The organism is Rhodococcus sp. YH3-3 (genome assembly GCF_001653035.1).
In the GTDB taxonomy this organism is placed as follows: domain Bacteria; phylum Actinomycetota; class Actinomycetes; order Mycobacteriales; family Mycobacteriaceae; genus Rhodococcus_F; species Rhodococcus_F qingshengii.
Window position 1 is genome coordinate 517,329 of the sequence record NZ_BCWH01000001.1, and the last position, 18,852, is coordinate 536,180.

General features: G+C 63.9%; 15 protein-coding genes and 1 pseudogene. 7 read left to right on the forward strand and 9 right to left on the reverse strand.

Annotation, left to right across the window (positions count from 1 at the left end):
* Nucleotides 1-2,579 (forward strand): carboxyl transferase domain-containing protein (locus YH3_RS02480; protein WP_238592510.1); only part of this gene is annotated, 2,579 nt, incomplete at its 5' end.
* 56 nt (nucleotides 2,580-2,635) lie between these two features.
* On the forward strand, nucleotides 2,636-4,006 hold the full coding sequence (locus YH3_RS02485) for a sulfatase (RefSeq protein WP_003944134.1): 1,371 nt from the start codon (nucleotides 2,636-2,638) through the stop codon (nucleotides 4,004-4,006).
* Here the strand turns inward: YH3_RS02485 and cysC are convergent.
* From cysC to YH3_RS36530, 8 genes and pseudogenes are all read right to left on the reverse strand, one after another.
* Nucleotides 4,003-5,883 (reverse strand): adenylyl-sulfate kinase, encoded by a 1,881-nt coding sequence (cysC, locus tag YH3_RS02490; RefSeq protein WP_058227363.1) that lies wholly within the window; start codon nucleotides 5,881-5,883, stop codon nucleotides 4,003-4,005. The two genes, YH3_RS02485 and cysC, sit on opposite strands and share 4 nt — an antisense overlap.
* Nucleotides 5,883-6,797, reverse strand: coding sequence for a sulfate adenylyltransferase subunit CysD (gene cysD / locus YH3_RS02495; RefSeq protein ID WP_047272728.1), 915 nt, complete (start codon nucleotides 6,795-6,797; stop codon nucleotides 5,883-5,885). Before cysD ends, cysC begins: the two co-directional genes overlap by 1 nt.
* Nucleotides 6,794-7,603 (reverse strand): Stf0 family sulfotransferase, encoded by an 810-nt coding sequence (locus tag YH3_RS02500; protein WP_007735934.1) that lies wholly within the window; start codon nucleotides 7,601-7,603, stop codon nucleotides 6,794-6,796. Before YH3_RS02500 ends, cysD begins: the two co-directional genes overlap by 4 nt.
* 122 nt (nucleotides 7,604-7,725) lie before the next feature.
* Nucleotides 7,726-8,667, reverse strand: a complete 942-nt coding sequence (locus tag YH3_RS02505; RefSeq protein WP_064442938.1) for a copper resistance D family protein — start codon at nucleotides 8,665-8,667, stop codon at nucleotides 7,726-7,728.
* Nucleotides 8,668-8,671: 4 nt separating this feature from the next.
* A complete protein-coding gene (locus YH3_RS02510; RefSeq protein ID WP_003944137.1) occupies nucleotides 8,672-9,190 on the reverse strand; it encodes a copper resistance CopC family protein in 519 nt (172 codons plus the stop codon).
* Nucleotides 9,190-9,852: a YcnI family protein gene (locus YH3_RS02515; protein ID WP_054188685.1), complete on the reverse strand. Its 663-nt coding sequence runs from the start codon at nucleotides 9,850-9,852 to the stop codon at nucleotides 9,190-9,192. Before YH3_RS02515 ends, YH3_RS02510 begins: the two co-directional genes overlap by 1 nt.
* 52 nt (nucleotides 9,853-9,904) lie before the next feature.
* Nucleotides 9,905-10,420, reverse strand: coding sequence for a hypothetical protein (locus YH3_RS02520; protein WP_064442939.1), 516 nt, complete (start codon nucleotides 10,418-10,420; stop codon nucleotides 9,905-9,907).
* Nucleotides 10,421-10,434: 14 nt separating this feature from the next.
* A pseudogene (locus YH3_RS36530) lies at nucleotides 10,435-10,997 on the reverse strand (DUF6474 family protein).
* 124 nt (nucleotides 10,998-11,121) lie between these two features.
* Here YH3_RS36530 and YH3_RS02530 point away from each other — a divergent pair.
* Together YH3_RS02530 and YH3_RS02535 are read left to right on the forward strand one after the other, a co-directional pair.
* Nucleotides 11,122-12,678, forward strand: coding sequence for a TM0106 family RecB-like putative nuclease (locus tag YH3_RS02530; protein ID WP_042453625.1), 1,557 nt, complete (start codon nucleotides 11,122-11,124; stop codon nucleotides 12,676-12,678).
* 138 nt (nucleotides 12,679-12,816) lie between these two features.
* On the forward strand, nucleotides 12,817-15,144 hold the full coding sequence (locus YH3_RS02535; RefSeq protein WP_064442941.1) for a bifunctional diguanylate cyclase/phosphodiesterase: 2,328 nt from the start codon (nucleotides 12,817-12,819) through the stop codon (nucleotides 15,142-15,144).
* Nucleotides 15,145-15,199: 55 nt separating this feature from the next.
* Here YH3_RS02535 and YH3_RS02540 read toward each other — a convergent pair whose 3' ends face one another.
* Nucleotides 15,200-15,967: an SDR family NAD(P)-dependent oxidoreductase gene (locus YH3_RS02540; protein ID WP_003944195.1), complete on the reverse strand. Its 768-nt coding sequence runs from the start codon at nucleotides 15,965-15,967 to the stop codon at nucleotides 15,200-15,202.
* A gap of 158 nt (nucleotides 15,968-16,125) precedes the next feature.
* Between YH3_RS02540 and YH3_RS02545 the strand changes: the two genes are divergently transcribed.
* The 3 genes from YH3_RS02545 to YH3_RS02555 are packed head-to-tail and all read left to right on the forward strand — an operon-like array spanning nucleotide 16,126 to nucleotide 18,852.
* Nucleotides 16,126-16,716: a hypothetical protein gene (locus tag YH3_RS02545; RefSeq protein WP_050655957.1), complete on the forward strand. Its 591-nt coding sequence runs from the start codon at nucleotides 16,126-16,128 to the stop codon at nucleotides 16,714-16,716.
* Nucleotides 16,709-17,359, forward strand: a complete 651-nt coding sequence (locus YH3_RS02550; RefSeq protein ID WP_003944144.1) for a DUF6308 family protein — start codon at nucleotides 16,709-16,711, stop codon at nucleotides 17,357-17,359. The genes YH3_RS02545 and YH3_RS02550 overlap by 8 nt, the downstream gene beginning before the upstream one ends.
* A gap of 35 nt (nucleotides 17,360-17,394) precedes the next feature.
* Complete coding sequence (locus YH3_RS02555) at nucleotides 17,395-18,852, forward strand: HNH endonuclease signature motif containing protein (protein WP_064442942.1); 1,458 nt, start codon at nucleotides 17,395-17,397, stop codon at nucleotides 18,850-18,852.

Here is an 18,852-nt window from a genome sequence, read left to right on the forward strand (position 1 = left end):
TGCAGATCGTGGCGGCACCGGGGCAAGGTGGAACCCACGCGCTCGCTCTGGGTGACCGCGATTGCAGCGTCCAACGTCGCCATCAGAAGTTGATCGAGGTTGCGCCCGCGCAGGGGCTGTCGGGCGCCCTGCGCGAGCGTCTTCACGCTGCGGCGGCGAGGCTGTGCGCCGAGGTCGGCTACCGCGGCATCGCGACGGTCGAGTTCCTCGTCGAGGAACGCGGCTTCGTCTTCCTCGAGGTCAATCCCCGAATTCAGGTGGAGCACACGGTGACCGAGGAGGTCACCGGAGTCGACCTCGTCGCCGTGCAGCTCGCGATCGCGGACGGAGTTCCGTTCGAGAACCTGGACCTGCCAACAGGGATCATCGCTGTCGAGAAGGGCTCGGAGACAGTCGGATCCGTGGCAAACGCTTCGGGAATCGCGATCCAGACCCGCGTCAACATGGAAACCATGACGCCGGACGGCAATGCGTTGCCCTCGTCGGGCACGCTCGACAACTTCACTCCTCCGGGCGGACCCGGCGTGCGAGTGGACACCTTCGGTACGGTCGGACTCTCGCCGAGTGCGCGTTACGATTCGCTGCTGGCGAAGGTCGTCACCCACACGCGTCGATCGGATTTTCCTGCCGCGGTGCGCAAGTCGATTGCTGCTTTGAGTGAGTTCGCCATCGGCGGCGTAGCGACCAACATCGAGTTCCTGCAGGCAATACTGTCGGACAAGGACTTCCGCGACGGCCTGGTCGACGTCGACTGGTTGGGTTCTCGATTGGCGGACCTCGTCCCCGACGTTGGCCCACAAACGCCCTCCTCGTCTGTGGACGTGGCACCGGACGAGGATGTGGTCCGTGCACAGATGGCGGGCATCGTCGTCGAACTCGCGGCAGTCGGTGACGGCGTCCATGCGGGTGGCCAGGTTGCCGTCCTCGAGGCGATGAAGATGCAGCATGTTCTCTCGGCGCCCGGTGATCTCGAAGTGGTCCGGGTCCTGTCGTCACCGGGGAGGTCGGTGGGTGCGGGCGAACCGTTGCTCGTCGTCCGTAGTGCAAGCGCGGGATCGAAGCTCGCCGAGGTCGACGAGGTGGACCTCGACGACGTGCGTCCCGATCTCGCGGAGATCATCGCTCGCCACGAGGTGACCCTGGACCCGGCCCGGCCCGCAGCCGTGGCGAAGCGTCACAAGCTGGGACGCCGGACTGCTCGCGAGAACGTCTACGACCTGGTCGACGACGACAGCCTGGTCGAGTACGGCGCTCTCGCGCTGGCGGCGCAGCGGAGTCGGCGAAGCGAGGAAGACCTGATCGCCAACACTCCTGCCGACGGGTTGATCGGCGGAGTGGCGACCATCAGCGGCGGCGAGAGCGTCGTGATCTCGTACGACTACTCGGTGCTCGCCGGTACCCAGGGCATGCGCAATCACGCCAAGACCGACCGCCTGCTCGAGATCGCCGATCGCAAGCGAGTTCCGGTGGTGCTGTTCGCGGAAGGTGGCGGCGGTCGCCCCGGTGACACCGACGCCGGCGCCGGGGCGGGCCTCGAGCTGGGAACCTTCCGCGCCATGGCGGCGCTGAGCGGGCGGGTGCCCATGGTCGCCGTCGTGTCCGGGCGCTGTTTCGCAGGCAACGCGGCCCTGGCCGGCGCGTGCGACGTCCTGATCGCGACACCGGACGCCAACATCGGGATGGGTGGTCCTGCCATGGTCGAGGGCGGCGGGCTCGGAAACTTTCGCCCCGAGGACATCGGCCCCATCGACGTGCAGCGCCGCAACGGCGTCGTACACCTGGTCGCTGACGACGACGCTCATGCGGTGGCGCTGGCCAAGCAGTACCTCGGCTACTTCCAGGGTGCGAGCGGAGAGTGGACCGCTCCGGATCCGCGGCTCTCGCGGCATGTGGTGCCGGAGAATCGCCTGCGCTCGTACGACGTTCGTGGAGCGATCGACGCAATCGCGGACGTCGACAGCGTCCTGGAACTGCGTCGAGACTACGGACGCGGTGTAGTAACCGCACTCGTTCGTGTCGAAGGAGTTCCGTACGGTGTGCTGGCGAACAGCAGCGAGCATCTCGGCGGCGCGATCGACGCGGAAGCCTCGGACAAGGCCTCGGATTTCCTGGAACTGCTCGAAGCGCACCGCATCCCTCTGGTGACGCTGTGCGACACACCGGGATTCATGGTGGGCCCGGATTCGGAGGAGGAGGCGACGGTTCGAAGGTTCGGCAGGTTCTTCGTTGCCGGTGCTCGCCTCACCGTGCCGTTCGGAACGATCATCCTGCGCAAGGGTTACGGGTTGGGCGCCATGGCAATGGCCGGTGGTTCCTTCCACGCCCCCGAGTTCACGGTCGCGTGGCCGACGGGCGAGATCGGGCCGATGGGTCTGGAAGGTGCTGTGCGTCTCGGTTTCCGCAAGGAACTCGAGTCCGTCGAAGATCCGGTGGCTCGGGAAACGCTGTTCGGTCAGTTCGTGGAACTGGCCTACGCACAGGGCAAGGCGCTGATGGCGGCGACCACGTTCGAACTGGACGACGTCATCGATCCGGCCGATACCCGCGGATGGATCAGACAACTCTGCAGAAACAGTTGAGATCCTGCTGATTCGAGCTGTTGCCGCACGTGGGCGGGGCAACTAGCCTTGCCCACGTGTCGGCTGCGCGAGATAACGTCCTGATCATTCATTGGCACGACCTGGGGCGGCACCTCGCGAGTTACGGTGTCGCCGGGGTCAACAGCCCCCATCTCGACCGGCTGGCGGCAGAAGGCATCCGGTTCACCGACGCACACGCGACGGCGCCGCTGTGCTCGCCTTCGCGCGGATCGCTCTTCTCGGGCAGGTATCCGCACAACAACGGTCTGATCGGGTTGGCGCACCACGGCTGGGAGTACCACGCTGAGGTGCAGACGCTCCCGCAGATCCTCTCCGACAACGGTTGGTACACCTCGCTCTTCGGCATGCAGCACGAGACTGCGTATCCGAAGCGACTGGGCTACCACGAGTACGACGTCACCAACTCGTTCTGCGACTACGTGGTTCCGCGTGCCCAGAACTGGCTACGACGCTTCCCGCCCGAGCCGTTCCTGCTCACCACGGGATTCTTCGAAACGCATCGCCCGTACCCCGCCGATCGCTATACCCCGGCGGACACCGCAGCCCTGGAGGTCCCCGGATACCTTCCGGACGTGCCACAGGTGCGCGAGGATCTGGCCGAATTCCACGGCAGCGTAGAGGTGGCCGACGCCGCGGTGGGGGAACTGCTCGCGACCCTCGAGGAAGAGGGGCTCGACGAGAACACCTGGGTCTTCTTCCTCACTGATCACGGCGCGGCGTTCCCGCGTGCCAAGTCGACGCTCTACGCCCCGGGTACCGGTATTGCCTTGATCGCTCGGCCTCCCGCGCGGTATCGCAGTGGCGGAAAGGAATACGAGACACTGTTCAGTGGTGTGGATCTTGTTCCGACCATTCTCGATCTGCTCGGAATCGACGTCCCCACCGAGGTGGAAGGGCGCTCGCACGCCGATGCCCTCGTCGACCGCGGAACCGAGCCGTCCGAACCCGTTCGTACTTCCCTGTTCACGGAGAAGACCTTTCACGACAGCTTCGATCCCATTCGTGCGGTGCGCACCAAGGACTACAGCTACATCGAGAACTACGCCGTCCGCCCGGCTCTGGATCTACCGCTCGACATCGAGGACAGTCTTTCCGGAAAAGCGCTCGGCACCGAGCATCTTGCGGTACGCGCACCCCGGGAGCTGTACGACCTCCGTGCCGACCCGGACGAGAAGATCAATCTGATCGATCGACCGGAAGTCTCGGCAATACAGGCGGAATTGTCCTCGCAGCTTCACACGTGGCGCGCCGAAACCGACGATCGTCTCCCGGACGAGGCATTGGGAAGCGCGATGGCGGTGCACCGCATGGCGGCGTACCTCGAGAAGATCGGTGTCCGACCCAACGTGCGGTCCGCCTACAGTGCGGACCGCGGTTACCTCGAGTCGGACACCGAAAATCCCTAGGGCCTTGCGGCTTCGCGCTCTTCCAACAATGCGATGACCCGCTCGACCAGCTCGTTGATGTCAGCGCCGGTTGTGTCGAATGCCAGGTCCGGGTCCTCCGGCGTCTCGTAAGGCGCGTCGATTCCGGTGAGCCCCTTCAGTTCACCCGCCCGCGCACGTGCGTACAGGCCCTTGGGATCACGGCGTTCGCATTCTTCGACGGGGGTGGTGACGGCAATTTCGAGGAAGGTGAGCCCGGCAGCTTCGTTGAGCGCGCGCGCAATTGCTCGATCCGAACGTAGTGGCGAGACCATCGACGCGATCGCCACCACGCCGGCGTCGGCGAACAGTCGAGTGAGATGCCCGACGCGTCGGATGTTCTCGGCTCGGTCTCCCGGCGAGAACCCGAGATCGTCGGAGATACCGTGGCGGACGTTGTCACCGTCCAGCAGATACGCGGTGCGTCCCGCGTCGACGAGCGCACGTTCGACAGCGACTGCGACGGTAGATTTTCCGGATGCAGGTAGGCCGGTCAACCAGATCGTCGCGCCCCTCTGGGTGGTAGACGCCCATCGCCGTTGACGTTCGAGTGAGGACGGATGCCACTTGATGTCGTTGCGGGTCTGCTCGCCGGGAACGACGACGCGTGGTTCGAGAATGGTGCCGGCGCCGACGGTGTCGTTGCTCTGCTCGTCGATCAGGATGAAGGCGCCAGAGTCCCGATTGTGGTCGTAGGTGTCGGCGACCACCACGGAACTGGTTCGGAGCGTGACCGTTCCGATGTCGTTGAGTCCCAATTCGACTGGGCTGTCCTGCTCGTCGAGCGTTTCAGGATCGAGACGGGTGTGCAGTTCTTGGACGGTCGCTCGCACGGTCCGGGACGTGTGTTTGAGCGCTATCCGATCGCCCGCGCGCAACGGTGTGTTGGACAACCAGCAGATGGTGGCTTCGAGTTCTCGGGCCAGAACCGGCAAATGAGCCTGCGCACCGCCACTGACCAGAACGTCGCCACGTCCGACGTCGATGTCGTCGGCCAGTTCCACCGAAACCGACAGTGGTGCAACGGCAGTACTGCGGTTGTCGTCGAGAGTGTCCAGACTGATCACGGTGCTCTTCGATCCGGACGGCAGGACCACTACCTCGTCTCCGACGCTCAGTGTGCCTGCCGAGATCCGGCCGGTGTACCGGCGACGATTCTGCGGATCGGGGCGCGAAACCCATTGCACGGGAAGCCGAAGCTCCTCGATGTGCGTCGCGGGCGCATGGAGTTCGACGCCTTCGAGGTACTCGAGGAGCGTCGGCCCCTCGTACCACGCGGTGTTCTCGGACCGCGTCACGACATTGTCGCCGGCTTTCGCGGAGACCGGTATGGCGAGTACGTCCTCGCGTCCGACTTGCCGTGCCAAGGCCCGCAATTCTTCCTGCACCTGAGCGAATCTCGCTTCGTCGAAGTCCACCAGATCGATCTTGTTCACCACGGCTACAAGGTTCGGAACACCGAGCAGTGCGGCGATTCTGGCGTGCCGACGGGTCTGACGCAGCACGCCGGTCCTCGCGTCGACCAGCAGGACCGCTACGTGAGCGTTGGATGCTCCGGTGAACATGTTGCGCGTGTAGCGTTCGTGCCCCGGGGTGTCGGCGAGTACGTAACTTCTTGTCGGGGTGGAGAAGAATCGGTACGCGACGTCGATCGTGATGCCCTGTTCACGCTCGGCACGTAGTCCGTCGGAGAGTGCAGCCAGGTCGGCGACACCGTGCTCGTCGGTCACGGAATCGAGGTGATCGGTTGGCAGACTGTCGGTGTCATGCAACAGTCGGCCGATCAGCGTGCTCTTGCCGTCGTCGACGCTACCCGCCGTGGCCAGTCGCAGGAGTTGGCGAGTGATGGTGGTCGTCATCAGAAGTAGCCCTCACGCTTTCGGTCTTCCATCGCGGCGACCGACGTTCGGTCGTCTGCGCGAGTCTCGCCTCGTTCGGAAACCGTCGCGGCCGAGATTTCGGTGACGACGTCGTCGATAGTGGTGGCGTGCGATCGAACGGCGCCGGTGATGGTCAGATCGCCGACGGTTCGATATCGCACCCACTCGGTCGTTGCCGCGGCGTTCTCGGCGTCGGTGCTGAATTCGGAAGCAGCGAGGAGCATTCCGTCGCGCTCGAATACCCTCCGCTGGTGCGCGAAATAGATGGACGGCAGTTCCAGTTCCTCCTGGGCTATGTAGCGCCAGATGTCGAGCTCGGTCCAGTTGCTCAGCGGAAAGACACGAACGGACTCGCCGCGTCTGATCCGACCGTTGTAGAGCGACCACGGTTCGGCCCGTTGCGCTCGCGGGTCCCACTGGCCGAACTCGTCACGGAAGCTGAGGACTCTTTCCTTGGCGCGCGCACGTTCCTCGTCCCGGCGGGCGCCGCCGAACGCGGCGTCGAACCTTCCAGCTTCGAGAGCGTCGAGCAGGGTTCTGGTCTGCAGGCGGTTTCGCGATCCGCTGGTCTCGGTCGACTCCTGCACTCTGCCCTGGTCGATCGAATCCTGAACGGAAGCAACCAGAAGTGTGTGCCCGCCCTCCTTGATTCGACGGTCGCGAAATTCGATGACCTCCTCGAAATTGTGACCGGTGTCGACGTGCAGGACCGGGAAAGGGAGTGGGGAGGGCCGGAACGCCTTCTCGGCCAGACGAAGCAGGACTATCGAGTCCTTGCCGGCCGAGAAGAGCAGTACCGGTCTCTCGAGTTCTGCCACCACCTCTCGAATGATGTGAACCGCTTCGGATTCGAGAACTCGGAGTTCGTCGACGACATCGGTGACGGTGCTCATGTGACGGGATATCCGTTCTGTTCGGCGTCGATGCGATAACGCTGCACCCATTCGCGGGATCGTCCGTCGCTCTGACGACGCAGCGGCGGTGGCGGGGCCAGTTGTCCGTCGAGGCCGAGGGAGATGAGGGTTTTTGCGACCACGGACTGCGGGTCTTCGGTGAGATCGCGGAACCCGACTTCGATGGGAGAGATGTCCTCTTCCTCGAACCAGCGCTTCCATTGGCGTTCCTGCTCACCGAGAATCGTCACCAGGTGCGCGATTCCGACTGCGTTGTACTGCGCACCGTCCGAGAGATTCGGTGGAGTCGCGTCGTCGCGCCAAACCTGTGTCTGCACGGCGCGCCACATCGACACAGCTTGAGCGACGACATCTTCTCGATAGACGTGGATGAACTGCAGGTCGTGATCGAGGGTGTCGTGGAGTGCGGAACGTAGGTCCGTCCCACTGCGCCAGGGCAATCCGGCCGCGCGATCGAGTAGGAGCGGCGTCTGGTTCCACATCAGCTTGCCACCCCAGACTCCGTTGGGGGTTCGGCCGAGTTCGAGAAGTTGTGTGCGCCACTGTTCGGAGGTGCGAGTGTCCGGCGTGCCCGGGTGGAACGGGGCGAGCAGACCCAGGACGGACTCGTCCGTGACGTCTTCGAACCACTGCCTCGGTTGCGGCGATCGCGAGGTCTCGGGGAGGTACTGGAAGAACTCTTCCGGCTCACCCGCGACCCCGGTTGCTCGCAGGGATTCGACCAGCAAAGTACTGCCGCTGCGCTGCGAAGCGCAGACGAGAAACGAGCGTTGGGCCTCCGTCATGCGAGCAACGCTAAGGGGGGCCGGAAACCGCCGCAAGCTGGGAAAATAAACTCACGTAGAGGTTAAATCTCGACGTGAAACGTTAAATGTGCGGGTCACGAAATGTCGCGCTGAGGCACGTCTTACGCAGTTGTCGCAAGGGCCGCGGCAAGCCCGAATGCGATGGCCATGAAGACAACTTCACCGATGGCGCGACGCAGAGATCCGTCCGAACTCATGCGGTGTGCAGCGCTCGCGACCACCCATGTCCGGCGCCACCACCATCCCAGGGCGACGAGCAGTCCGATCGCCACGATCTTGGCGAGGATCACCCGACCGTATGCGGTGTCGTAGAAGGCGGAGAGTGAGTCGAGTCGCACGACGGCGTTGACGATACCGGTGACGACCAGCGCGAGGACGCATCGCCAGGCGAGAGCGGAGTACTTGGGCAACCAGATCGCCCAGGCACCGCGCGACGGTACGGCAAGCGCGAGTGCGGCGAGCACGCCGAACCACAAGGCCGCAGCGAGGACGTGAACGGCGTCGAGGATCGATCCGAAGCTCTGCTGCGCCATGTGCCCGGTGATCGGGCGGGCAGCGAGCGCCAACGCGGAGACGACCAATGCCGGTGCGACGGGCACCGTCTCGGGATTGGTGAATCCGTAGATGCCGTAACAGACGACGGCAAGCGCGCACGCGATGATCGCGACGCCGACGCGGCCGACGTTGACCTCGGAGACGAATGCGCCGAAGTGCCCGATGGTCAGCGAGGTGACCGGGGCGCCGTCGGCCGCTGCGGCATTGAGCACGAGGAGCGTGATCTCGGCGACGAGCCACACTGCTGCCACCGCGGTGAGCTGAGTCCACATGACGGCGGGGGTTGTCGCCGGGCGGCGTTCACTGCGGCCCATCCAGGCGAGCGTCGCGATGCCGAGGGTCAACGAACCACATCCGATCGCGAGAACGCGGACCGTGCTCGACGATTCGGGTCCCGACGGGCTGGCGAGGCCCCAGGCGATCAGGACTCCCAGCAGAGCTGTGGGTACGGCAAACAGCAACCACCACCTGTTTGCCGTACCCGTCACGCGATCAGCTCGACTTCGGCTTACGGAGCACGAAGAACAGCGCACCGCCGAACACGACGACGCCGGCGACGATGAAGATCCACACCGGCATGCTGCCGGACTCCGACTCACCCGTACTCGACGCGGCGGCAGCGCCGGGAGTGCCCGACCCCGCCTCGGTGAGGGTGAACGTCAGGGTTCCGTTGACGGGGTGACCGTCAGCGGAGGTGACGCGGTACGCGATGGTGTAGACGCCGGTCGGCCCGAGATCGCCGAGGTCTGCACTGACAGTGGGTCCTTCGACGGACGGATCGCTCTTGGTCCAGAGGTTGCCGTCCGGGCCGGTGACCGTCAGCGCCGCGAACTGTGCCTGCAGAGCCTCGTTGAACGTGACCGAAACCGTGTCAGGCGCAACCTGAATGGACGCACCGTTTTCCGGGTTGGAGCCGACGACCGCGGAGTGTGCACTGGCCGTGCCCATTCCGAGCATCGTGGCCAGCATCGCGAGCATGCCGACGGCGATGACCTTGATCCGGGTACTCATCAGCGCTTGCTCCTGACCAGTGCGCCGAGGCCGAGTGCAGCGCCCAACGCGCCGAGCACCAGGCCGACGCCGCCGAGCCAGCGGGCGGTGTTGTCCGACGAAGAGTCAGCGGCTTCGGATGCGGCGGACGTCTCGGCAGCAGGCGCTCCGTGGGCATCGCCGGTGGACGCGGCGAGAGTCAGCGTCGGGGCGGGCTTGTCCGGCTCGCTGCCGTCGGCAAGCTCTTCCTGATCCCAGTTGACGACGTTGCCGTCGCTGTACGTCTGGACGGCCTTGAACTCGACCTCGTCCTGCTCCGGCAGCGGGCCGGCAGAAAGGACGAACTGCTGGAACTGGCCGGGGGCGATTCCGACGCCGGGGTCGGCGGTCCACGTCACGGACTTGGCGACCAACGAGGTGGGGTCCTTCTCCACGACTGCGGTCCAGCCGGGCATCGGTTCGGTGCGTGCCGACTTGAGGTCGGGGAGTGCGACCGTCAGCTTGGTGGTCGAAGCGGTGTCGGATTCGGTGGGCACGCGGAACGTGAGAACGGAGTATCCGCCCTGCGCAGCTCCTGGTGCGACGACGCTGACGTGTGCTGAAGCAATTCCGGCGGCCAGCAGCACGGCGCTGCCGGTAGCGACGGTCGTGACAACCGCGCGCGAAATCAGGGTGTTCTTCATGTCGGGAAGTGTCCTCTTGGTCTGGTGAAGGGGTGGGGCGTTCTACGAATCTTCAGACCAGGGCAGGAGGACCGCGCCGCGAGATGCTGGCGCGAAGTAGAGCGTCGACAGGTCCGTGATGGATTCCGGTCGAGACGGTGTGGCCGCGGGAAGTGACAGCGGCGGGAGCCAGAGACGCCAGGACGATGTGGAGAGCGTGGGTGACAACTCGGTAGAGGCGCTCGGCGGCCAGGACCGCCACCGCACAAGCGACGGTGGCACTGGCGTGAGCACCGAGCATCACCAATCCCGGAGCGGGCGAATGAGCGTGCTCGGAGAGCGTCATGGTGGTGTGCGCGGCCAACTGACCCAGACCCAGAGCAACGATCAAGGCAGCGGGCCCCCGTGAGAGGGCGGGAAGGGTGGCCGTCACGGCGCCGACGGTTGCGCAGACGGCGAGCAACAGGGTCAGCGACGACGACTGTGGCAGCTCGCCTCCGCCGATCCCGTGCGCGGCGACAGCGAGAGCAGCCGAAGCGGAACCGACAGCTGTCCCCCGGAGGGTCGAGGTCTGCTCGGCTGCTCTCACTGGCGTTCTCAGGTCTAGCGCACGCCGAGACGTGCGAGCAGATCTGCTTCGACGCCGTCGACTCACGGATGGCGGCGGCGAAACGCTGCGTCTCCGCGTCGTCGGGCTTGCGGCTGAGGATCTCGGTGACCGAGCTCTCGGCGCCGGCGATACGAGCGCTCAACTTCGCGCCGTGACCGGTGTAGTCACCGAGCTGGTCGACGGCGATGCCCATCTTCTGTGCACGCGTGGTGTCGAGCTGGGCGCGCACCTCCGTGGCTGCGCGGTAGGCGATCGGCAGGAGAACGGGGGCAAGCAGACGTGCCACTCCCAGGTACTTACGCACCTTGGCGACGGTCAGGCCCTGATTCGCAGCGGCCTTCTCCTGCGCCTTCAGGGTCGCGATCTGCGCCTTTTCGATCTTGTGCTGTGACTCGATCTCGGCTTTCTCCAGCTTCTTGAGCGACTTGGTCTCGACCTTGTCGCGCTTACGCTGGCTCTTGGCGTTGAGCTTCGCCTCGACCTCAGCCTTGTGCTTGAGAGCCTTTGCCTCCGCCTTGCGGGTGGCACGAGACTTTCGCTTCTTGAACAACCCCATCGAAAAGGACCCCGTTTCCAGGTGTTTGTGTGTTGCCAGGTACCTGCGCTTCGGCTTCAGCCTAGGGGAGCACATAATCTTCGTCATCGTGTGTTCCGTTAACAACCCCGCGCCCCAGCTCCCGATCATCGATTCGGGGGCGTTGACCCGATGCCGTCATCGGGTGCGTCTGGACGGGTTGTTTCCCGGGAAATCGGCTTCGGAACCCGTCGACACCGGCGTCAAGCAGCGCCAGGACGCCGCGATCGCGAAGCGCGCGGAGATCGCCGAACTCGTGATCGGCGCTGCTCCCGAGCGTTGGGTGAAGATCAACCCTGATCAATCGGCGTCGGCTCAGGCTCGCGACACCTTGGCTGCCTGTGAGGCCGGCGCGGACCGGATCTGGGGCGCGGTCTTGCCGGTCGAGCGCGACACCGGACGCAAGGGTCGCTGCGAAATGCTCATCCGTGACGACGAGGGTGGCGGGTACATCCCCGTCATTGTCGTCAATCACAAGGTGACCGATCCCGGCCAGGGCGCGATCACCTCGGGGCTCTTCGAATGGGAGCCCGCGGCCGATCCCAAACGCAAGGTCCGCAGTCAGGTCCGCGATCAGATGCGCGTCGCGCAGGTCTATCGGATGCTCGAGCGTCGTGGGCTGGCGAGCCCGTCGCTGACGGCAGGCGCGATCGGATACAACGGAGACTGCATCCTCGTCCACGACCTCAGCGCGATTCTCGACGATTACGACGAGCGTTTCGCCGACCGTATCGCTGTGGCCCGCGGTGAGGTGCTGACGTCTCCGTCACAGGTGAGCGAGTGCAAGTCGTGCCCGTGGTGGACCGAATGCAAGCAGGAGTTGGTTCGCAACCGCGACGTCAGCCTCGTCGCTGTCGGATCGCGGGCCGAGCTTCTGCGCGACGTGGGCTGCAACACGATCGATCAGCTGGCCGCCTGGGACGGTGAGCCGCTCGAGGATTGGCCGCACGGAAATTTCGACGACGCAGTCGTGATCGCCAAGGCGTGGTTGGCAGATGCTCCGTTGGTGCGGCGGTTCGAGAAGATCTCGGTGACTCGGGCGGACATCGAGATCGACGTCGACATGGAGAGCTATCAGGAGCACGGCGCCTACCTGTGGGGGACGTTGCTCAATGTCGGCGGCTTCTCGATGTATCGAGGATTTGCGACGTGGGATCCGTTGCCGACACGTGACGAGGCGCGGTCGTTCGCAGAGTTCTGGGGCTGGCTGATGGCGGAACGTGACGCGGCCGCCGCTTCGGGTAAAACCTTTGCCGCGTACTGCTATTCGCGTTCGGCCGAGGACAAGTGGTTGTTGGACTCGGCGCGCAGGTTTGCCGGTGAACCCGGGATTCCGAGTAAGGACGAGATCCGCGAGTTCATCGACAGTCCGCAGTGGGTCGACATCTATCAAGCAGTGAGTGATCAGTTCATCTGCCCGAACGGAAAGGGGCTCAAGAAGATTGCGCCCGTCGCCGGCTTCAACTGGCGTGACGCCGAGGCCGGGGGTGAAGCGTCGATGGCGTGGTACCGCGAGGCGGTCGGCTACGACGGTGAGCCGGACGAGACGCAGCGGACACGCATCCTGCAGTACAACGAGGACGACGTCATTGCCACCAAGGTCCTCCGTGAGTGGATGACGGACCGCGCGGAGAAGGAAATTCCGCTGGCTTCCGAGTTGTAGCGCTGATCCGTTCTGTCGCGATTGTCTGAAACATCCTATTTAACAATATGTTTCAACTCGTAGTTTCTCGTCATCGTGTGTCCGGAACCCGCATCCGCGCTACCTTCATCTGGTCGGCTCCACGATGGAGGGTGTTGCATGCTGAGCAGGCTGACTTCGAGTGCGAGCGACGCCGAACTGTCTGACGTCGAGCGGCGCGACCTCTTCGCACGCCAGATACTGCAGGTGACGACGGTCGCGCCACTGGCCAACATGGTCAATGTACTCAGCGTGTGCGCTTTGCTTGTGTATGTCGTACCCCCCGGTCACAACGAGTTTCGGGTGATCTGGGGTTCTGCGGCCTTCTTGGTCGTCCTCAATTCGGTGCGCGTCTGGATACCGCGAGTCGTCCTGAAGGGCCGGTACACGCCCAAACATACGACGAAGTACGACTACTGGGCGCTCATGCTCGAGGTGATCCTGCTCGGGCTTCTGCTTGTCGTTCTCGCCGCCGCGATGCTTCCCGTGACGGACAACTCGCGAAAGCTTGTGCTTCTAGCGACATTCGCCGGAGTCATGGGCGCCGGCGCCGTAGCATTGTCGACGGTTCGGTCGATAGCGGTAGCGTGGATTCTGGTGCACAGCATCGGATTGCTCGTCGTTATCCTGCCCAAGAGAACCACGGAATACGCTGTCCTCTCGTTCCAGTTGGTCGTGTACTCGGTGACACTGATTATCGGCGTCGTGTACCTCTGGGCGTCGTTCCGAAGTCGTTGTCTTGCCGAGTTCGAGGCTGCTGCCGAGCGCCAGACGGTCAGTTTGCTTCTCGACGATTTCGAGGGTGGGTCACGCGACTGGCTGTGGGAAGTCGACACCACCGGGACGTTGTCGCACACCTCCGCTCGGCTGTCGCAGATCTCGGGAGTTCCCGTCTCCGACTTGCGAACCCTGTCGCTGCGCGGATTGTTGGATCGGCTCGACGTGGGTTCGACGAAGAGTGGCCGAGCCGCGGTCCAGGTCATCGGAGATCACCTCGACCGCCTCATGCCGTTTCGAGAGGTCGTCATTCCCGTTCGTGTCGACGGCGTCGACCGATGGTGGTCTCTGTCGGGTCATCCCAGGCTATCCGAGGCCACGGAGTTCGTGGGTTGGCGAGGCGTGGGCTCGGACATCACCGAGAAGTACAACTACGAGCGGCGAATTCTGTGGCTTGCTGCAACCGACGGACTGACCGGGCTCCCGAATCGCCGGACGTTCGGCTCGGAGCTGTCCGACGCGCTCGGCACCGTCCGAACCGGCGAGGAAGTTCTTGTCGGAATCCTCGACCTGGACAATTTCAAGTCGGTGAACGACACGTTAGGGCACCCTGTCGGTGACAAATTGTTGATTTCCGTTGCTGCACGGCTCAATCGGGTGGTCGACGGCGCCATGTGTGCGCGAATCGGTGGTGACGAATTCGGCGTCGTCTTGCGGGGAACAGGGGACGGCGGAGAGGTGTTCGCTCGCTATCTGGATGCATTGCGTGAGCCGTTTTACGTGCGGGGGAATCGCATCGAGGTTCGTGCATCGATCGGCTATGCCGGAGCACCCGCAGATTCCGAAGACGCGGACACGCTTGTCATGTCCGCCGACCTGGCGCTGTATGCGGCAAAATCCGCCGGCAAGAACCGGGTAGGAAGATACTCACCGGTGCTGCGGGCGCGGGCCAGGGAGCGAGCATCGGCCCTGCAAGAACTTGGGCTTGCGATCGAGTCTCGGCAGTTCGAGCTGTACTACCAACCGCAGGTTCGTGCGGACACCGGCCGCGTCGAGGGTTTCGAGGCACTGCTTCGCTGGAATCACCCGGTACGGGGCGTGCTTGCACCGCACATTTTCATCGATGTCGCGGAGGAGACCGGCTTGATAGTCCCTCTGGGGCTTCAGGTACTGAACATGGCGTGCGCCGAAGCCGCGACGTGGCCCGACGACACTTACGTGACGGTGAACGTCTCTCCGGTGCAACTGATGTCGTCCGGGTTCGGATCGGCCGTGAACGATGCGCTGGAGGCAAGCGGTCTGTCCGGCAAACGGCTTCAGCTGGAAATCACAGAGACGGGAGCAGTGGAGGAGCTTGCCGTCGCCGAGTTGGATCGCCTGCGTGCCACCGGAATTGCGATTGCCCTGGACGACTTCGGAACCGGCTATTCGTCTTTCGAGAGTTTGAAGAAACTGCCGTTGGACATCCTCAAGATCGACCGGTCGTTCATCACCGAACTGAGCGAGGGTGATTCGGCAGTTGTCACTTCGGTGGTCGAGGTGGCGAAGGCGCTCGGTATGCAGTCATTGGCGGAAGGCGTGGAGACGGCCGACCAGCTGAGGCTCTTGCTTACCGCCGGTTGCGAATTGGTTCAGGGTTACTACATCAGCCGACCGATGCCGGCGAAGGAAGTAGCCGAGTACCTCAGCGCAACTGCCCACTCCAACGGTGGGTATTTTCATTCGTTCTGACAACTGTGCGCCTTTATTAACCGCGGGCGGTTAATAAAGGCGCACAGCAGGGAGGTTAGCGCGGCGCCATGCGCAGTGCGCCGTCCATGCGGATGGTCTCGCCGTTGAGGTAGTCGTGCTCGACGATCATCTGCGCGAGCTGCGCGTACTCGGACGGCTGGCCCAGGCGCGACGGGAACGGAACGCCGGCCTCGAGGCCCTTGCGGTACTCGTCGGTGACGCCTGCGAGCATCGGGGTGTCGATGATGCCGGGAGCGATCGTGTTGACGCGGATGCCGAACTGCGCAAGGTCACGGGCAGCCGGAACCGTCATGCCGTGCACGCCGCCCTTGGAGGCGGAGTACGCGATCTGGCCGATCTGGCCTTCGAAGGCAGCAACGGAAGCGGTGTTGATGACGACGCCGCGCTGGCCCGACTCGTCGACGGCCTCGGTCTTGGCGATGGCGTCGGCGGCCAGGCGCATGACGTTGAAGGTGCCGAGCAGGTTGACGGTGATGACCGTGCGGAACAGCTCGAGGTCGTGCGGACCCTTCTTGGACAGGATGCGTCCGGCCCAGCCGACACCGGCACAGTTGACGACGATGCGCAGCGGGGAGCCCGACTCGACGATCTGGTTGATCGCTGCTTCGACCTCTTCGCCGCTGGTCACGTCGGTGGGGATGAGGGTGACGCCGGCGGGGACGTTGTCGCCTGCGCGCTCGATCGACGCGGGCAGATCCAGGCCGAAGACGGTAGCGCCGGCGTCGGCGAGGCGCTTGGCTGTTGCGGCGCCGAGGCCTGATGCCGCTCCGGTGACCAGTGCTGCGGTTCCCTTGATTTCCACTTCGTGTGCTCCTCGAGTTAGCGATCGGTAAGGCGGTGGTACGTGTCGAGAACCATAACGCGAGGGTGTATGTGAGGGCGAACGCGCGAGACCCGCGTAGGGCTGGGTACCTTGGACGCGAGGTCTGAGAGCAAAGCACCGGACGAGAGGGGACCTGCGTGAGCAAGGCGCCTGTGCGTCCCGCCGCTTCTGTCGAGAATTTCGAGCGGTTGCAGCGCGACCCGCTCTTCGAAGATCTTGCCGAGCTGATTGCCGAGGTTCTCTCCTACGCGTTCGACGCTCCGGCCGCCGTCGAGATCGAACAGTGGACGATCAGTTGCCTGCCGTCGACCAACCGATCGGCGGAGCGCCATCGCTTGTTCACGCTCAATATCGGTCCGATGGAGATTCTGAGCGTCGAGTGCCATCTGGTCGGCGGTAAGGCGATCGAGCACGTCATGTCCGTGTACGTATCCAGTTCGGCACTGGAATCGCGAACCGGATGCAGCATCGAAGAACTCGACGCCAAGCACGATCTGGTCGCCATCAGACGCACCGAGTTGGCGTCCGCCGACGGCGACGGGACCGTGATCGACTGCAGTCTCGAGGACTCGGATGCGTTGGAACAGTTTGCTCAACTGCCCGTCGACATGACGACGGTTCGTCCGCTCGCGGAGCATCTTGTTGCCAAGGGCAAGGGCCCATTTCGGCAGTATCACAACGCCGGGTTCGCCAAATATGTACTGGAAAGGTCGCTCGACCATGCTTGATCAGTTGCCCATCCGACTCCCGCGTGTGCTGCGAGACGGGGACGATGACGGCGCGGTCGACGTGCTGCAGGAATATTTCACGAGGCCGCTCCGAAAGACCGGTTATCTCCGAACCGGTGCGTTGTGGGATTCCTGGGATCCCAGTGGCAATCGCGATCGTGATGCGAACATCTTCACCGCGGAAGATCTTGTTGCGGTGACGCTTCTGTCGGTTCAGGTTCCGGCGCAAGGAGCCTTCTTCCTGCTCGGGGAGAACAATGCCGAACTGAACCGACTCCTGGCGGACGTGGGCCCGGATCGCGATCTATCGAACGAACCCGATCCCTTCACTCCGGAATCTCCGGTGTGGCGGTTGGAGACGGCGCTTCGAGAGATTCACGGCGTCGGGCGAACCATGGCGTCCAAACTGATCGCGCGCAAGCGTCCGCGACTCTTCCCGATCTACGACGACGTCATCGGGCGGGAGTTGGGAACGAAGTCGGCCCACCTGGAACCTGTTCGCGTAGCCATGCGGGAAGACGAGTTGCAGAGTCGACTCCTCGATCTACGTGCACGAGCAGGTCTCGACGAATCCGTTCCGGTCATCAGGGTGTTGGACGTGCTGGCGTGGATGCAGGGTAAGGGATACAAACCGGCACTCTAGCTTTCTTGTCGGTGGGTGGGTTTATTGTCGAATGTATGTTCGATAAGGGATTGACGAGCGGTGTGGGGACATCCGTCGATGACGGCCGTCCTGTCGTCGACCCACTCGTGTTGCCGGACATGCTCTTTGCGACGGCGCAGAGCGAGAACATGCTAGCCGCGCAAAAGGTGCTCGGTGCATCCATGTTGTCGGAGTCGCGATTCAACGCCGAACTCGACGTGTCCGGTGATGTCGACAAGGCGTGGCGGATCGCATGCAACGAGATCGCGGTCATGCTCACGTGCTCGCGTCGTACTGCCGAAGTCCACATCGAGATCGGTGATGCCCTACGGGAGTTCCTTCCGCTCACCAAGGCCGCCTTCGCTGCCGGCGAGTTGGACTATGCGCGTGTGCGCAAGATTGTCGACGGACTCACCGGGGCCGATCCGGAGGCGATCGCAGCACTCGAGCGCCGGGTACTTGCCTCGGCGCACCGTCTTCCGCCCGGGCAACTGGAGCGCGACATCGAGCGCCAGCTCTTTGCCTACGATCCGGACGCTGCCGCCGAACGTCGCCGGAAGATGCTGGAACACCGCGATGTTCGCACGCGTGCAGACCGTCACGGACTCGCCCAGTTGCAGGCAACACTCAGTGCGACCGAGGCCGTCGAAGCGCTTGGCCTGATCAACGAGGCCGCCGGAAGCGTCTGCAACCACGATCCACGAAATGTCTCGACCCGTAGGGCCGACGCACTGGTAGCTCTCCTGCACGGCGAACAGGGGCTGACTTGCCAGTGTGGCAGCGAAACGTGCGAGGCAGTATCCCCAGCAGCTCGATCGACTGCATCCTCACGTCGGAAGCCGTTGTTGCACATCGTGTGTGATCTGGCGACGCTCCTCGGATTGACGTCAGATCCCGCGAGCATCGACGGATACGGGCCGATCGATCCTGATTTTGCTCGCGAGCTCTCCGCTGATTCCACCTGGCAGGCCTTGTTCGTCGATTTCCGCGCCCAGGTCGCGGGGAATCGACCGCGTCGGCAGCATGCTCCCACTGTCCTGCCGCTTGTCACCCGACGTGATCGCCCAAGTCGCGAACCGAACGGCTGCGGGGATCGGATTCGGGCAATGCAACGGTTGGTCGCGCGATCCCCGGACATCGTTCGAAGATCGGATGGGCACGGCGCCCAGCACGATCCACCTCCCGGCGCGCTGACCTATGCTCCGGGAGCGGCTCTGGCCGCATTGGTGCGGGCCGTCGACGGTCACTGCCGGTTCCCTGGTTGTTCGGTGCCCGCGAACAGGTGCCAACTCGACCACATCACCGAGTTCGATCCTTCCGATCCGAGACGTGGTGGGTGGACCATTGCGAGCAACCTCCAATGCCTGTGTCGTCATCACCATCAGGTGAAGACATACAGGTTGTGGACGCCGGTGATGCTGGAGGACCGTGCCATTCACTGGACCGATAAAACCAGCGGGTTGACGGCTGTCACGGTTCCGGAGAGGATCTGA

Excerpts from the sequence above, each read along its gene's own strand:
- YH3_RS02550 (WP_003944144.1), top strand. The coding sequence starts at position 16,709 with ATGCTTGATCAGTTGCCCATCCGACTCCCGCGTGTGCTGCGAGACGGG.
- YH3_RS02535 (WP_064442941.1), top strand. The coding sequence starts at position 12,817 with ATGCTGAGCAGGCTGACTTCGAGTGCGAGCGACGCCGAACTGTCTGAC.
- cysD (WP_047272728.1), bottom strand. The coding sequence starts at position 6,797 with ATGAGCACCGTCACCGATGTCGTCGACGAACTCCGAGTTCTCGAATCC.
- YH3_RS02500 (WP_007735934.1), bottom strand. The coding sequence starts at position 7,603 with ATGACGGAGGCCCAACGCTCGTTTCTCGTCTGCGCTTCGCAGCGCAGC.
- YH3_RS02555 (WP_064442942.1), top strand. The coding sequence starts at position 17,395 with ATGTTCGATAAGGGATTGACGAGCGGTGTGGGGACATCCGTCGATGAC.
- cysC (WP_058227363.1), bottom strand. The coding sequence starts at position 5,883 with ATGACGACCACCATCACTCGCCAACTCCTGCGACTGGCCACGGCGGGT.
- YH3_RS02515 (WP_054188685.1), bottom strand. The coding sequence starts at position 9,852 with ATGAAGAACACCCTGATTTCGCGCGCGGTTGTCACGACCGTCGCTACC.
- YH3_RS02510 (WP_003944137.1), bottom strand. The coding sequence starts at position 9,190 with ATGAGTACCCGGATCAAGGTCATCGCCGTCGGCATGCTCGCGATGCTG.